Origin of the sequence: Pseudomonas sp. LAIL14HWK12:I10, assembly GCF_900184205.1 — a bacterium.
Classification (GTDB): Bacteria; Pseudomonadota; Gammaproteobacteria; order Pseudomonadales; family Pseudomonadaceae; genus Aquipseudomonas; species Aquipseudomonas kermanshahensis.
In genome coordinates this window covers 88,662-102,783 of the sequence record NZ_FXWU01000002.1, presented here as the reverse complement: position 1 = coordinate 102,783, position 14,122 = coordinate 88,662, and the positions used below count along the sequence as shown (strand labels likewise).

Genomic DNA, 14,122 nt, shown 5'->3' with positions numbered 1-14,122 from the left:
TTAAGACTCAGGCCTTGCGCAGCCAGTAGGTGTAGGTACCGGCCTCGGCCGTTTCGTGCAGCAGGGTATGACCGGCCAGCTTGGCAAAAGTGCGGAAGTCACGCTGCGAGCCGGCATCGGTGGCAATCACCTTGAGCACCGCGCCACTGGCCAGGCGGTTGAGTTCCATCTTCGCCTTCAGCAGTGGCAGCGGGCAGTTCAGCCCGCTGGCGTCGAGTTCGGCGTCGCAGGTCAGGGTGTCACTCATCAGGGGTTCTCCACACGCGGGTAGACGTCTTTGGTAACAGGCCCGCTAGGATACCGCCACTGGTCGCCAACGTGTGAGCGGGCTACAGTAGAGGCCTTTGACCCGACGCGAGCTTCGTGCATGAATCTACTGCGCCCTACCCTGTTGACGCTGGCCTGCCTGATGGCCCTTCCCGGCCATGCTGACGACCTGCCATCACTGGGTGATGCCAGCTCTGCGATCGTCTCGCCGCAGCAGGAACACCAGCTCGGCCGCGCCTGGCTCAGCCTGTTGCGTGGCCAGGTCAATCAGCTGAACGACCCGCAGCTCAAGGACTACGTCGAAACCAGCGTGTACCGCCTGGCAGAAACCAGCCAGCTGCAGGACCGACGCCTGGAATTCATCCTGATCGACAGCCGCGAGCTCAACGCATTCGCCGCCCCTGGGGGCATCGTCGGGGTCAACGGCGGCCTGTTCCTCAATGCCCAGACCGAGGGCGAATACGCCTCGGTACTGGCGCACGAACTGGCGCACTTGTCGCAGCGCCACTTTGCCCGTGGCGTCGAAGCCCAGCAACGCATGCAACTGCCCATGATGGCAGCACTGCTGGCTGGCATCGTGCTGGCGGCCGGGGGCGCTGGCGACGCTGGCATCGGCATGATTGCCGGCACCCAGGCGGCGGCGATCCAAGAGCAGCGGCGCTTTTCGCGGCAAAACGAGCAGGAAGCCGACCGCGTCGGTATCCAGAACCTGGAAAAGGCCGGCTACGACCCGCGCAACATGCCAAGCATGTTCGAGCGCCTGGCGCGCCAGTACCGCTACGATGCCAAGCCGCCAGAATTCCTGCTGACTCACCCGGTCACCGAGTCGCGCGTTGCCGACACCCGCAACCGCGCCGAGCAGGCGCCCAAGGGCGGCATCGAAGACACCCAGCGCTACCAGTTGATCCGCGCCCGCGTGGCCCTCACCTACGAAGGCACCCCAGGCCTTGCCGCCAAGCGCTTCCGCGCCCAGCTGGATGAAGACCCCAAACTGGACGCCGCACGCTACGGCCTGGCCCTGGCGCAGATCAAGGGTGGGCAGCTCAACGAAGCCCGCGAACTGCTCAAGCCGTTGCTGGCCAAAGCGCCCAACGACATTACCTATAACCTCGCGCAGATCGACCTGGACATCACCAACAACCGCCTCGCTGACGCCCAGCAGCGTGCCGAGCGCATGCAGGGGCTGTACCCGGGCAACTACCCGCTGAAACAGGTGCGGGCCGACCTGCTGGTGAAGCAGAACAAGCCAGCTGAAGCGGAAAAAGTACTGAACGACCTGCTCAAGAGCCGGCCGGATGATCCGGATGTGTGGTACGACGTTGCCGAAGTGAGGGGGTTGTCGGGTAACACCATCGGCTTGCACCGGGCGCGTGCCGAGTACTTCACCTTGGTCGGTGACTTCGACCAGGCTATCCAGCAGCTGGATTACGCCAAGCGTCGTGCGGGGAGCAACTTCCCGCTGGCGTCACAGATCGATCAGCGCCAGCGCGAGGTCATGGAGCAGCAGCGGATGGTCAGGGAGATGATGGGGCGCTGAGTTTTTCGGGAGCGCTTTGCGCTCCATTCGCAGCACAAGGCTGCTCCTACAGGAGATCGCATTCCCCTGTAGGAGCGGCCTTGTGCTGCGAATGGGCCGCAGAGCGGCCCCAGCATTTTCAGGCGTTACCCGAAAGCTTCAAGCGCGCCGCCTGGGTGAAATCCAGCATGCGGTTAAGCGGCTTGATCGCCTTGGGCACCAACGCCGGGTCAACAAAAATCTCGTTGCTGCCCGTGCGCAAGCATTCCAACACCCGCTCCAGCGTGTTCATCGCCATCCACGGGCAGTGCGCGCAGCTTCGGCACGCGGCACCGTTACCGGCAGTCGGGGCCTCGACGAATTCCTTGTCCGGGCACAGCTGCTGCATCTTGTAGAAGATGCCGCGGTCGGTCGCGACGATGAAGGTCTTGTTCGGCAGGGTCTGCGCGGCTTTGATCAACTGGCTGGTGGAGCCAACCGCGTCAGCCAGGTCGATCACCGATTCCGGCGATTCGGGGTGGACCAGAATTGCGGCATCCGGGTAAAGCGCCTTCATGTCGGCCAACTGACGCGACTTGAATTCTTCGTGGACGATGCACGCACCGTCCCACAGCAGCATGTCGGCACCGGTCTGCTTCTGGATGTAACGGCCCAAGTGCTGGTCCGGGCCCCAGATGATGGTCTCGCCGTTGTCCATCAGGCTTTCGACAATCTCCAGTGCGCAGCTCGAGGTCACCACCCAATCGGCACGGGCCTTCACGGCCGCCGAGGTATTGGCATACACCACCACGGTGCGTTCCGGGTGCTGGTCGCAGAACGCCGAAAACGCTTCGACCGGGCAACCCAGGTCGAGGGAGCAGGTGGCTTCCAGGGTGGGCATTAGCACGCGTTTTTCGGGGGTGAGAATTTTTGCGGTCTCACCCATGAAGCGCACGCCGGCGACGATCACGGTTTCGGCGGGGTGGTTCTTGCCGAAGCGGGCCATTTCCAGCGAGTCGGATACGCAGCCGCCGGTTTCTTCGGCCAGCGCCTGGATGACCGGGTCGCAGTAGTAATGGGCGACCAGCACGGCGTTCTGGGCCTTGAGCTCGGCAGCGATGGCCGCACGGTATTCGGCCTCCTGCTCGGCTGTCAGCGGGTTGAGCTGTTTGGCGTCGAGGTGGGCCTGAACCAACAGGCGTTCGGAAATCTGGGTCATGATCGCTGGACCTGCAAGCGCGTGCGCGCATCAAATCGAGTGTATCACCCGGCCCTGGCAGATCGGCTAAGGGCGCCGGACGGCGCGCAGGCCATCACGGCCCTCTGCGGGCGCGGATTATTATCGGACGCCGAAGGCTACAGACAATCGAGGGAATTCAAAAGGGGTTTTTATGCAGCCTGCCCCGGCGAACGAGCCGGGGCAGGCTTAGCGAATCAACCTTGCGGCTGCAAGGCGGCAAGACGCATGGACATCAGCATGGCGAACTCTTCTACGGTCATCTTCTGGCCATTGAAGTCGACCATGCCATCGGCATAGTGCAGGCGGGTCACCACGTCGTTGCCCTGCACCGTGGCCATGCCGCTCTGCAGCGCCATCATGCCAACCATTTCACCTGCCTGGCTCGACTGCATGGCGATGGCCTGGGCATCGGTCTGCCCTTCCAAAAGAGCCTGCAAAGTTGCCAGGTCACCGATCATCGGCTTGGACAGCGACAGCGACGTCTTGACCTCGGTGATCAGTTGTTTGCTCAGCTGGTCGGGCGGCAGGTCGAAGGAGGCCGGGCTGGCGAAGTCCATTGCCAGGTTGAAGCGGCTCTCGCCGTTGGCGGTCTTGAACGACAGGTTTTCTACCGCGAGCTTGGGCTTGGAGGCCAGCAGCTGCTGCAGGTCAGCCTGGAACTTGGCCTTCTCGGCTTCGCCCATCTGGATCTGTGGCACCGCCTGGCCTGCTGCGGCCGCAGCCTCGAACTCCGGCAAGTGCGCCTGGTACCAGTGTGACAGCGCTTGCAGCGCCGGTGCATTGACCGACTTGATGCTCACGGCCATCTGCGCATTGCCGACGGCGCGGCCGTCCCAGGTGATATCCGCCAGCGTGTAATCCGCGCGCCCACCGACGGTGTCCGGGCCGTCGAGGGCTTGCTGGGCTTTCTGCTCAAAGCCTTTGATCGACAGCACCTGCTGCTTGGGCCCCAAGGTCACCTTGGTTTCCGCCAGCGACAGGTCGACCTTGCCGACATAGATCGCATCGTGCTGGGTGGCGGCCAGGTCGCCGTCGACCTTCAAGCCCTTCAGCTCGAAGGTGGCAGGCGGCTGATCGTCGTGCACCCACTTCATTTCGAAGCGCTCGGCGCTGCCCTGGAATTTCGTCGCCTTGCCTTCGCGGTCGCCGCTGAGCTGCAACTGCATGCCCGAGAACGCGAGGCTGTTGCCGTCGGTTTCGTTGACCTTGAACGGGGCCAGCAGGACCGTACTGTCGACGTTGCCGCCGTAGCCCAGGCTGGTCTGCGCGCTGACCGGCGCCTGTTCGCCCGCTGCCGCGAACCAGGGGGCGGTGAAATCGTCCTTCTGCAGGGTGCTGTTGCTGACAGCCAGCACGGGCATCAGCTTGAGTGCCTTGACCCGCGACCACGGGAATGGGCCATGCTCGATCTGGTCGGTCATGCCTACATCGAAACTGACCACTTCGTCGTCGCCCAGGTTGATGTCCTTGGCCTTGAGCCGGTACTGGGCGGTACTGCTGAAGAAGTGCCGATCCAGCGAGACCAGTTCGACGGTCAGGCTGCCACCGACGCCCACCAGGGCTTTTTTCAGTTCGGCGTTGCTGCGGTTGACGGAATAATCCAGCTCCGCAGGCAAGCGCTCGCCGGTGTACCAGGCGCCAGCGGTGGTTGCGACGGCAATGGCGATAGCCAGGCCGGTAAGGATGCCTACTGATTTCTTCATGAATAGAACCGAATGCTGTCCATAAGGGCTTACACGTGGCCAAGGTGCCACGCAAGGCCTGAAGAATATCACCGCAGCCTCGGGCAGATGGTGGCCGAAGCCGAGAAATCCCGCTTTTAGGACCCGTCTGATAGGCCCATAGGAAACATCCTATTTGTTCAATTTTACGAACATCTAAATCGATCAAAATCGCAAAAAACCGCGCAAAAACTGAACAAAACCCCATTGAAATCGATAAATATTTCAGTTTGGCAACATCTTGTCATGTTTAACTTGACACCAACCTACCCATCGTTTTTTATTTTCACCACTTGCACCGCGCCCACCCCACAAAGAACAACCGGCGCCTCGCACGCGCCTCCCTCTGCTCCGAACAATAAAGGTGAACAACATGGAGCCCACCCGCTCGCCCTTGCCGCATGCGCAACTCACTGTGCCCGCCGTTCACGTCCAGCCGCAGGAGCCACGCCAGCATGCAGCCTGACCAAAGCGCTTCCGGCGGCGACCAATTCCGCAAATCACTGCGCCTCTGGCACGTGGTGATCATCGGCCTGGCCTACCTGACGCCGATGACCGTGTTCGACACCTTCGGCATTGTTTCCGGCATCACCGCCGGGCACGTGCCAAGCGCCTACATCCTGGCGCTGGCCGGTATCCTGTTCACGGCGGTGAGCTACGGCACCCTGGTACGACGCTTCCCGCAATCGGGTTCGGCCTACACCTACACCCAGCGCGCCATCAACCCGCACGTGGGCTTCCTGGTGGGCTGGTCATCGCTGCTGGACTACCTGCTGCTGCCCATGGTCAATGCCTTGCTGGCCAAGCTCTACCTGTCGGCCATGTTCCCCGAAGTGCCGGCGTGGGTCTGGGTGGCCGGGTTCGTCAGCCTGATCAGCCTGATCAACATGCGCAGTATCAACCTGGTGGCGCACTTCAACCTGTTGTTCGTGGCGGTGCAGGTCGCGATCATTGCGGTGTTCATCTACCTCTGCGTGCGTGGCCTGGGCCACGGAGAAGGGCTGGGCACCACCTGGAGCCTGCTGCCGTTCGCCGACAACCAGACCCACCTCAGCGCCTTGGCCGCTGGCGCCACCATCCTGTGCTTCTCGTTCCTGGGCTTCGACGCAGTGACGTGCCTGTCGGAAGAAACCCGCGACCCGGGCAAGACCATCCCACGGGCCATCTTCCTGACCGCGCTGATCGGCGGGATGGTGTTCATCCTGGTGTCGTACTTCATCCAGGCCTACTTCCCGACCATGGCGCGCTTCCATGACCAGGAAGCCGCCCTGCCGGAGATCGCCCTGTACGTGGGCGGCAAGCTGTTCCAGTCGGTGTTCATCGCCTGCACCGTGATCAATACCATCGCCTCGGGCCTGGCCTCGCAGACCAGCGTCTCGCGCCTGCTGTACGTGATGGGCCGCGACAATGTAATCCCGGCCAGCATCTTTGCCCGCCTGCACTCGCGCTACAAGACACCGGTGATGAACATCGCCGTGGTCGGGCTGATCTCGCTGTCGGCGATCTTCTTCGACCTGGTCACCGCCACGTCGATCATCAACTTCGGCGCCCTGGTCGCGTTCAGCTTCGTCAACCTGTCGGTGATCAACCACTGCTACCTGCGCGAAGGCAACCGCAAAGGCTTGGCCAACAAGCTGAAGTACCTGGTACTGCCGACCATCGGCTTCTGCATCATCGTTTCGCTGTGGCTGGACCTGAACGCGCACTCGTTGATGTTCGGCGGGCTTTGGGCACTGCTCGGGGTGATCTACCTGGCCTGGCTGACCAAGGCCTTCAGGGTTGCGCCACCGAACTGCATCGCTGAATGACCCACGCTGCCGACAACGCCCGCGCCTGACCGCGGGCGTTGTCCTTGATCGAAAAGGAAAGCCCTCATGTCGCTGCGTCGCCTCTCCATCCAGTGGAAGATCACCCTGCTTGCCGGCTTGTGCCTGCTGGCCATCGTCGCACTGCTGGTCACCACCTCGCTGACCCAGGCCCGGCGCAGCGCGGCATTGGTCAGCCAGGCCAACTCGGAAATGCTCGACCACAGCGCGCGCCTGCGCCTGCAGGCGCACGCCGAAACCCAGGCGCTGCGTATCCAGCGCTATTTCATGGACGCCTATCAGCACGGTAATGGCTTCCGACGCCTGGTACAGGTGCTGAAGGCCCGCGGCGGCAACGACTTGCGTGGCGAGCTGACCCGCGAGGCGCGCGCCAGCCTGGCCAGCAACCCGGATGTGATCGGCCTGTACCTGGTGTTCCAGCCGGACGCGCTGGACCACCAGGACAGCCAGTTCGTCGCCCAGGAGGCCGTGGGCAGCAACGACAGCGGGCGCTTCTCGCTGTACTGGTCGCAGCCACGCCCAGGCACCCTGGAGCAAGAAGCCATGCCTGAGGCGATGCTCGCCGACACCCGCACCAGCACCAGCGGCAGCCCGCAAAACCGCTGGTTGACCTGCCCGCAAGAAACCGCCCGGACCTGCATGCTCGAGCCGTACCTCGACGAAGTCAACGGCCGCCAGGTGCTGATGACCAGCATTGCCCTGCCCCTGCTGGAAAACGGCAAGGTCGTCGGCGTGGTCGGCCTGGACATAGGCCTGGACAACCTGCAGCAGTTGAGCCTGAACGGCCGCCAGGAGCTGTTCGACGGCCAGGGCCAGGTCAGCATCGTCAGCCCGGCCGGCCTGCTGGCGGGCCACAGCCGCGACAGCAGCCAGCTCGGCAAGGCGCTGGACGCGGCGGTACCACACGGCTTGCTGCGCGTTGCTCACCCGTTCAGCCCCATCCCCGACGCAGCGCCCTGGCAAGTGTTGCTGGAGTTGCCTGAAAGCGTGCTGCAAGCACCGGCCATGGCGCTCAACCAACGCCTGGGTGCGCACAACCAAACTGCCAACCTCACCAGCCTGCTGATCGGCCTTGGCGCCGCTGTGCTGGGCCTGGTACTGGTCTGGCTGACCGCGCGCGGCGTGACGCGGCCGATTCTCGCCGTCGCCGCACGCCTGAAAGACATCGCCAGCGGCGAGGGTGACCTCACGCGCCGCCTGGACTATGCCCGCGAGGACGAACTGGGCCAACTGACCGGCTGGTTCAACCGCTTTCTCGACAAACTCCAGCCGGTGATCGCCCAGGTCAAAGGCTCGCTGCAGGAAGCCCGTGGCACTGCCGACCAGTCCGCCGCCATCGCCAGCCAGACCAGTAACGGCATGCAGCAACAGCACCGGGAAATCGAGCAGGTCGCCACCGCGGCCAACGAAATGAGCGCCACCGCGCTGGATGTAGCCCACAACGCCTCCCAGGCCGCCCAGGCGGCCCGTGGCGCCGACCAGGCAAGCCGCGAAGGCCTGCAACTGATTGCCAGCACCCGCCAGGCCATCGACCGCCTGGCAGCCGACATGAACACCGCGATGGACGAGGCGCGCACCCTGGAAAGCCGCAGCGATCAGATCGGCTCGGTGCTAGAGGTGATCCGTGCGATTGCCGAGCAGACCAACCTGCTGGCGCTCAATGCCGCCATCGAAGCGGCCCGCGCCGGCGAGGCTGGCCGTGGCTTCGCCGTGGTCGCCGATGAAGTGCGCAGCCTGGCCCAACGCACTCAGGTGTCGGTCGAGGAAATCCGCCAGGTCATCGAGGGCCTGCAGCAAGGCACCCAAGATGTGGTGGGCGCCATGCATGAGGGCCAGCGCCAAGCCCAGGCCAGCGCAACGCGCATGGAACAGGCGCTGCCGGCCCTGCAGCGTATCGGCGAGGCGGTGGCGGTGATCAGCGACATGAACCTGCAGATCGCGTCGGCGGCCGAGGAACAAAGTGCGGTGGCCGAGGAAGTGAACCGTAACGTGGCAGGTATTCGTGATGTGACAGAATCGCTGGCTGGCCAGGCCGATGAATCGGCGCGGATCAGCCAGGCGCTGAACCGGCTGGCCAATCAGCAGCAAGCGTTGATGGAGCAGTTTCGCGTTTAGCCGGTACCGGCCTCTTCGCGGGCAAGCCCGCTCCCACAGGACCTGTGCAGCCTTCGAAACTGCACTTTACCCTGTGGGAGCGGGCTTGCCCGCGACAGGGCCAGCACAGGCAACCCACCTTTTGAAAGAGCTTTACCCATGCAAGCAACAAACAAAACCCCGTTCTTCGACATCACCAGCGAACAAGGCCTGCTACGCACCTCGATCGCCGTTACCCTGTTCATCGCCACTATCGGCATTGCCTTCGGCCTGGCCTCGGGCTCGTTCTCGATCATCTTCGACGGCGTTTACTCGCTGGTCGACGCCAGCATGAGCGGCCTGTCGCTGGTGGTGGTCAAGCTGATCACCTCTCACGCCACCAGCCTGCAGATGTCACGCAAGCTGCGTGAGCGCTTCACCATGGGCTTCTGGCACCTGGAACCGATGGTGCTAGCGCTCAATGGCATCCTGCTCAGCGGCGTAGCCATCTATGCGTTGATCAACGCCGTCAGCAGCGTGCTGCAAGGCGGGCGGCACTTGGAGTTCGGCATCGCCATGGTCTACGCGGTACTGACCGTGATCGCCTGCGTGACCATCGCAGTCGTCGAAGCCCGGGCAAACCGCAAGCTGGGGTCGGACTTCGTACGCATGGACGTCAAGGGTTGGGTGATGTCAGCGAGCATCACCGCCGCGTTGCTGATCGCTTTCTGCTTTGGCTATGCGGTGCAGGGCACGCAGTGGGAATGGATGTCCCCGTACATCGACCCGGCGGTGCTGGCACTGGTCTGCCTGGTGATCATTCCATTGCCGCTGTCGGTGGTACGCCAGGCGTTTTCGGAGATATTCCTGGTGACGCCGGGGGACCTCAAACTGCATGTCGACGAAGTCGCCAAGGCCTTCGTTGCGCGCCATGGGCTGCAGTCGTACCGCGCCTATGTGGCCAAGGTAGGGCGCTCGCGGGAGATCGAGCTGTACTTCATCGTGCCTACCGGCATGGGCGCAAAAACCATCGATGAATGGGATGCGTTGCGCAATGAGATCGGCGATGCCGTGGGCGGCGAAGGGCCGGACCGTTGGTTGACCGTGGTGTTTACCGGGGATCCGGAGTGGGCTGTGTAACCGGCAGTTCGCGCCAGAAACGACAAAGCCCGCTACCGTTGCCGGTAGCGGGCTTTGACTTACTGCGTATGGTGGGTCGTGTAGGATTCGAACCTACGACCAATTGGTTAAAAGCCAACTGCTCTACCAACTGAGCTAACGACCCGTTGGATGGCGCGTATAATACTGATTTCTAACGGGAAATCAACACCTCGCCATAAAAAAAATCAAAAATAACGCGTCGGGTCGGTCACCCCGGCAGCCTTGAAGCCATCAGCACGCAGGCGGCAGCTGTCGCACTTGCCGCAGGCACGGCCTTGATCGTCGGCTTGGTAGCAGGAAACCGTCAGGCTGTAATCCACACCCCGGGCGATGCCCGCTTGAACGATCTGCGCCTTGCTCAAGTTCTGCAACGGTGCCTGGATGCGGAAGCCCTGCCCTTCGACACCCGCCTTGGTCGCCAGGTTGGCCATGCGCTCGAAGGCTTCGACGAATTCGGGGCGGCAGTCCGGGTAACCGGAGTAATCCACGGCATTGACGCCGATGAAGATGTCACGCGCTTCGAGCACTTCCGCCCAGCCCAGGGCCAAGGACAGGAAAACGGTGTTGCGCGCCGGTACGTAGGTGACCGGGATGCCTTCACCTGGGGTTTCCGGTACGTCGATGCTGCTGTCGGTCAGGGCCGAGCCACCGATACCGTCCAGGCTCAGGCCAATGACCTTGTGCTCGACCACACCCAGGTCACGCGCCACACGGGCAGCAGCATCGAGCTCGGCCCGATGACGCTGGCCGTAGTCGAAACTCATGGTGTAGCAGCTGTAGCCTTCGGCTTTGGCCATGGCCACCACCGTGGCCGAGTCCAGGCCACCGGACAGCAAGATTACCGCGCGTTTCTCTGTCATGTACTGCAACTCCTCAATCAACGTCCGGGTTCGTCGTTCCACAGCAGCTTGTGCAGCTGCAACTGGAAACGTACGGGCAGGTTGTCGGCAACGATCCAGTCGGCCAGGTCACTTGCGCTCACCTGATGGTGGCTGGGCGAGAACAACACCTCGCCGGCACGCTCGGCCAGGTTGTACTGGATCAGCTTGGACACGGCCCAGTCATAATCCTCACGGGAGCAGATCACGAACTTGATCTGGTCGTTGCGGGTCAGGTGCTCGATGTTCTCGTAGCGATTGCGGTGCGACTCCTCGGAGCCTGGGGTCTTCAGGTCGACCACACGGCTGACGCGGGTGTCAGTACCGGAAATATCCAGGGCGCCACTGGTCTCGAGCGAGACCTCGTAGCCGGCATCGCACAGCTGCTGGAGCAAAGGCAAGGCATTGGGCTGGGCCAGCGGTTCGCCACCGGTGACACAGACGTAGCGCGGCTTGAAGCCGGCCACTTGCTCCATGATCGAATCGAGGGTGCGAATAGTGCCGCCGGTGAAGGCGTAGGCACTGTCGCAGTACTGACAGCGCAGGGGGCAACCGGTCAGGCGCACGAATACCGTGGGCAGCCCAGCCGTTCGTGTTTCACCCTGCAACGAGTAAAAGACTTCGGTGATGCGTAATGTGTCTTGCATGATCGCCACGGGCGTGACAGCTAAACAGGCTGTCCGCCTCCGTCAGGCACTGTCGCGGACTCGACATGGCGTTATCCGCAGCAGCGTGTTTAGGAAAAAGGGCACTGATTCTAACGAAAAAACCCGCGACTCGCGCGGGTTTCTTTTGAAAGGTGCTGCTTAGAGCTTCTGCAGGTCGCGCTGCGCCAGCTGTGCGGCAGAGGTGCCGGGGTACTGGGTGATGACCTGTTGCAGAATGCCTTTGACCTTGTCGGTGTGGCCCATGCGGCGCTCGACGTCGGCCAGCTTGTACAGCGAATCAGGCACCTTGCTGTGCTTGGGGTACTTCTGGCTCACCTGAGCGAAGGCCTGGCTTGCACCCGGCAGGTCGCCCTTGGCCAGGTTCACCTCACCCAGCCAGTACTGGGCGTTGCCGGCGTACTGGCTGTTGGGGTACTTGCGCAGGAAGGCGTTGAACGCCTGGCTGGCCTTGTCGAAGTCCTTCTGCTTGATCAGGTCGAAAGCAGCATCGTAGTAGAGCTTTTCTTTCGCCGGATCACCGGGCTCGCTGCTGGCGGCCGGTTGTTGTGCAGCAGCGCCAGCGGCGCCTGCTGCTGCACCGGCGGCGGCATTGGATGCGCCACCGGTAGCGGAATTGTCAGGGGTCGCGGCAGGCGCGGCACTACTGTTGATGCGACGGTCCAGATCCTGGTATCGCTCCAGGTTTTCCTGCTTCATGCGCGACACATCGTTTTGCAGCTCTTCGATGATGCCTTGCTGGCGGGAAAGCTGATCCTGCATCTGTTGCAGCTGCATGAACAGCTGGCCCTGTGCTGAGGCAGGGGTCGAAGCCCCTGCCCCGGCATAGGCGCCGCTCGTGCCATAACCCGCAGGTGGATACCCACCCGCGTTGTCATCTACTACAGGGACCTCAGCCCAGGCCGCGAGCGGCAGGCTGAGTGCGAGGACGGTTACAACACGGCGGCACATTCGCATAGGAACTTACTTACGCAGTTCTACGCGACGGTTCTGAGCCCAGGATTGCTCGTCGTTGCCAGTGGCAACCGGACGCTCTTCACCGTAGGAGACCAGTTCCAGCTGAGCAGGGGAAACGCCCTGCAGAACCAGGTAACGCTGAACGGCCTTGGCACGACGCTCACCCAGAGCCATGTTGTACTCGCGGGTGCCGCGCTCGTCGGTGTTGCCTTCCAGAACAACGCGGTTGCCGTTGGACTTCAGGTCCTTGGCGTGAACGTCCAGAGCGCGCATGGCTTCTGGCTTCAGGTCCGAGCTGTCGTATTCGAAGTAGAAGGTGGTGATTGCGCGCAGGGCGGCTTCTTCGCTCAGGGAGCCGTCAACAGCGCCAGTGTTGGCACCGTAGCCAGCGTTCGGGTCAACAGCGCCTTCACCAGCGTTGTCACCGCCTTTCGAGGAGCAACCTACAGCTACAGCCATGGCCAGAGCCAGCGCAGCGAATTTACCAAACTTCAGCATTTCCATCGTGAAACTCCTAATGAAACCCCAGTGTGTTAAGCAAAACGTATTACGCCGCAATCAGTTCAGGAAAGGGGACCAGGACGGTTCTCTGACTTCGCCTTGAGCGGTAGGAAGTGGGAGCCTCACGCGGCCATTAAGCGACACGAGCATCAAGACTCCCCGGCCCTGCTGGCGGGTGGCGTAGATTAGCATGGTGCCGTTTGGCGCAACAGTGGGAGACTCATCAAGACTTGTTTCCGAGAGAATCTTTACACTTCCGCGTTGCAAGTCCTGTGCCGCCACTTTGAAGTTGGTGAAGCCCTGCTGACGGTGAATCATCACCAGCGTCTTTTCGTCCGCCGAAAGTTTCGGGTTGGCGTTGTAGTTACCCACGAAAGTTACGCGCTCGGCACCACCGCCACTGACCGACTGCTTGTAGATCTGCGGCTTGCCGCCACGGTCGGAGGTGAAGTACAGGGTGTTGCCATCTTTGCCCCAGAACGGCTCGGTATTGATACCCGGGCCGGCAGTGACACGGCTGATCTGACGCGACGCCACGTTCATCACGTAGATGTCCGGGTTGCCATCTTTGGACAGCACGAACGCCAGGCGCGAACCATCCGGCGACCAGGCAGGCGCACCGTTGAGGCCTTCGAAGTTGGTGACCTGCTCACGGCGACCGGTGTCGATGTGCTGAACGAAGATGCGCGGGCGCTTCTGCTCGAACGACACATAGGCAATGCGCTTGCCATCCGGTGCAAAGCGTGGCGACAGGATCGGCTCGCGCGATTGCAGCAGGGTCACTGCGCGGGCACCGTCGTAGTCCGAACGCTGCAGGGTGTAACGGGTGTTGTTGGTAGAGAAACGCTCGGCCGTCACGTAGAGCATGCGGGTCGAGAACGCACCCTTGATGCCGGTGAGTTTTTCGAACGACTGGTCGGCGATGTAGTGCGACATGTCGCGCAACTGGTCGACGCTGCCCGCCACGCTACCGGTCAGCACTTGCTGCTCGGTAGCGACGTTGAACAGGGCGTACTGCACCTGCAGGCGGCCACCGGACGGCACGATGCTGCCGACCATGACGTACTGCGCACCCAGCGCTTTCCAGTCACGGAAGATGACTTCGCTGGCCTGGGAAGGCTGGCTGATCATGTTCTGACGCGGAATCGGCGAGTAGTAGCCGGAATTGCGCAGGTCGTTGCCGATGATCTCGGCCATGTCTTCGGGCAGCACGCTGCCACCCTGCAGACCGAAAGGCACTACCGCGATGGGAGTAGCCCGGTCACTGCCACTGGTGACCAGGATGTTCTTTTCATCTGCTACCGCCATGCCTGCTACGCAGCAGAGCATGACCAGCAG

General features: G+C 62.5%; 12 protein-coding genes and 1 tRNA gene. 4 read left to right on the top strand and 9 right to left on the bottom strand.

Going from position 1 to position 14,122, the window contains the following annotated elements:
• Positions 1-7: 7 nt before the first annotated feature.
• Positions 8-247 carry a sulfurtransferase TusA family protein gene (locus QOS90_RS04480; protein WP_027594652.1) on the bottom strand — a complete coding sequence of 80 codons (240 nt, stop codon included), beginning with the start codon at positions 245-247 and terminating at the stop codon, positions 8-10.
• 120 nt (positions 248-367) lie between these two features.
• Here QOS90_RS04480 and QOS90_RS04475 point away from each other — a divergent pair, with 120 nt between their 5' ends.
• Positions 368-1,804 carry a M48 family metalloprotease gene (locus QOS90_RS04475; protein WP_027594653.1) on the top strand — a complete coding sequence of 479 codons (1,437 nt, stop codon included), beginning with the start codon at positions 368-370 and terminating at the stop codon, positions 1,802-1,804.
• A gap of 118 nt (positions 1,805-1,922) precedes the next feature.
• Here the strand turns inward: QOS90_RS04475 and nadA are convergent, their stop codons facing one another.
• Both nadA and QOS90_RS04465 read right to left on the bottom strand, forming a co-directional pair.
• Entirely contained in the window at positions 1,923-2,981 is a 1,059-nt protein-coding gene (gene nadA / locus QOS90_RS04470; RefSeq protein ID WP_085272423.1) for a quinolinate synthase NadA, read from the bottom strand.
• 215 nt (positions 2,982-3,196) lie between these two features.
• Positions 3,197-4,705: a YdgA family protein gene (locus QOS90_RS04465; RefSeq protein ID WP_085272422.1), complete on the bottom strand. Its 1,509-nt coding sequence runs from the start codon at positions 4,703-4,705 to the stop codon at positions 3,197-3,199.
• A 473-nt stretch (positions 4,706-5,178) separates the two neighbouring features.
• On the opposite strand from QOS90_RS04465, the gene QOS90_RS04460 reads away from it, so the two are divergent.
• The 3 genes from QOS90_RS04460 to QOS90_RS04450 all read left to right on the top strand — a co-directional run bounded on the left by QOS90_RS04460 (position 5,179) and on the right by QOS90_RS04450 (position 9,762).
• Positions 5,179-6,531: an APC family permease gene (locus QOS90_RS04460; protein ID WP_027594656.1), complete on the top strand. Its 1,353-nt coding sequence runs from the start codon at positions 5,179-5,181 to the stop codon at positions 6,529-6,531.
• A gap of 66 nt (positions 6,532-6,597) precedes the next feature.
• Positions 6,598-8,664, top strand: a complete 2,067-nt coding sequence (locus QOS90_RS04455) for a methyl-accepting chemotaxis protein (protein WP_027594657.1) — start codon at positions 6,598-6,600, stop codon at positions 8,662-8,664.
• Positions 8,665-8,802: 138 nt separating this feature from the next.
• Positions 8,803-9,762 (top strand): cation diffusion facilitator family transporter, encoded by a 960-nt coding sequence (locus QOS90_RS04450; RefSeq protein ID WP_085272421.1) that lies wholly within the window; start codon positions 8,803-8,805, stop codon positions 9,760-9,762.
• 69 nt (positions 9,763-9,831) lie between these two features.
• On the opposite strand, the gene QOS90_RS04445 is transcribed toward QOS90_RS04450, so the two are convergent.
• The 6 genes from QOS90_RS04445 to tolB all read right to left on the bottom strand — a co-directional run bounded on the left by QOS90_RS04445 (position 9,832) and on the right by tolB (position 14,113).
• Positions 9,832-9,907 (bottom strand) — tRNA-Lys (locus QOS90_RS04445).
• A gap of 61 nt (positions 9,908-9,968) precedes the next feature.
• The gene (queC, locus tag QOS90_RS04440; RefSeq protein WP_027594659.1) at positions 9,969-10,643 is read right to left on the bottom strand and encodes a 7-cyano-7-deazaguanine synthase QueC; all 675 of its coding nucleotides are present in this window, start codon (positions 10,641-10,643) and stop codon (positions 9,969-9,971) included.
• Positions 10,644-10,660: 17 nt separating this feature from the next.
• Positions 10,661-11,308: a 7-carboxy-7-deazaguanine synthase QueE gene (queE, locus tag QOS90_RS04435; RefSeq protein WP_085272618.1), complete on the bottom strand. Its 648-nt coding sequence runs from the start codon at positions 11,306-11,308 to the stop codon at positions 10,661-10,663.
• Between the two features lie 159 nt (positions 11,309-11,467).
• Positions 11,468-12,283, bottom strand: coding sequence for a tol-pal system protein YbgF (ybgF, locus tag QOS90_RS04430; protein WP_085272420.1), 816 nt, complete (start codon positions 12,281-12,283; stop codon positions 11,468-11,470).
• A 6-nt stretch (positions 12,284-12,289) separates the two neighbouring features.
• Positions 12,290-12,787, bottom strand: coding sequence for a peptidoglycan-associated lipoprotein Pal (pal, locus tag QOS90_RS04425; RefSeq protein WP_008090230.1), 498 nt, complete (start codon positions 12,785-12,787; stop codon positions 12,290-12,292).
• 54 nt (positions 12,788-12,841) lie between these two features.
• Positions 12,842-14,113 carry a Tol-Pal system beta propeller repeat protein TolB gene (tolB, locus tag QOS90_RS04420; RefSeq protein ID WP_033694211.1) on the bottom strand — a complete coding sequence of 424 codons (1,272 nt, stop codon included), beginning with the start codon at positions 14,111-14,113 and terminating at the stop codon, positions 12,842-12,844.
• Between the last annotated feature and the right edge of the window lie 9 nt (positions 14,114-14,122).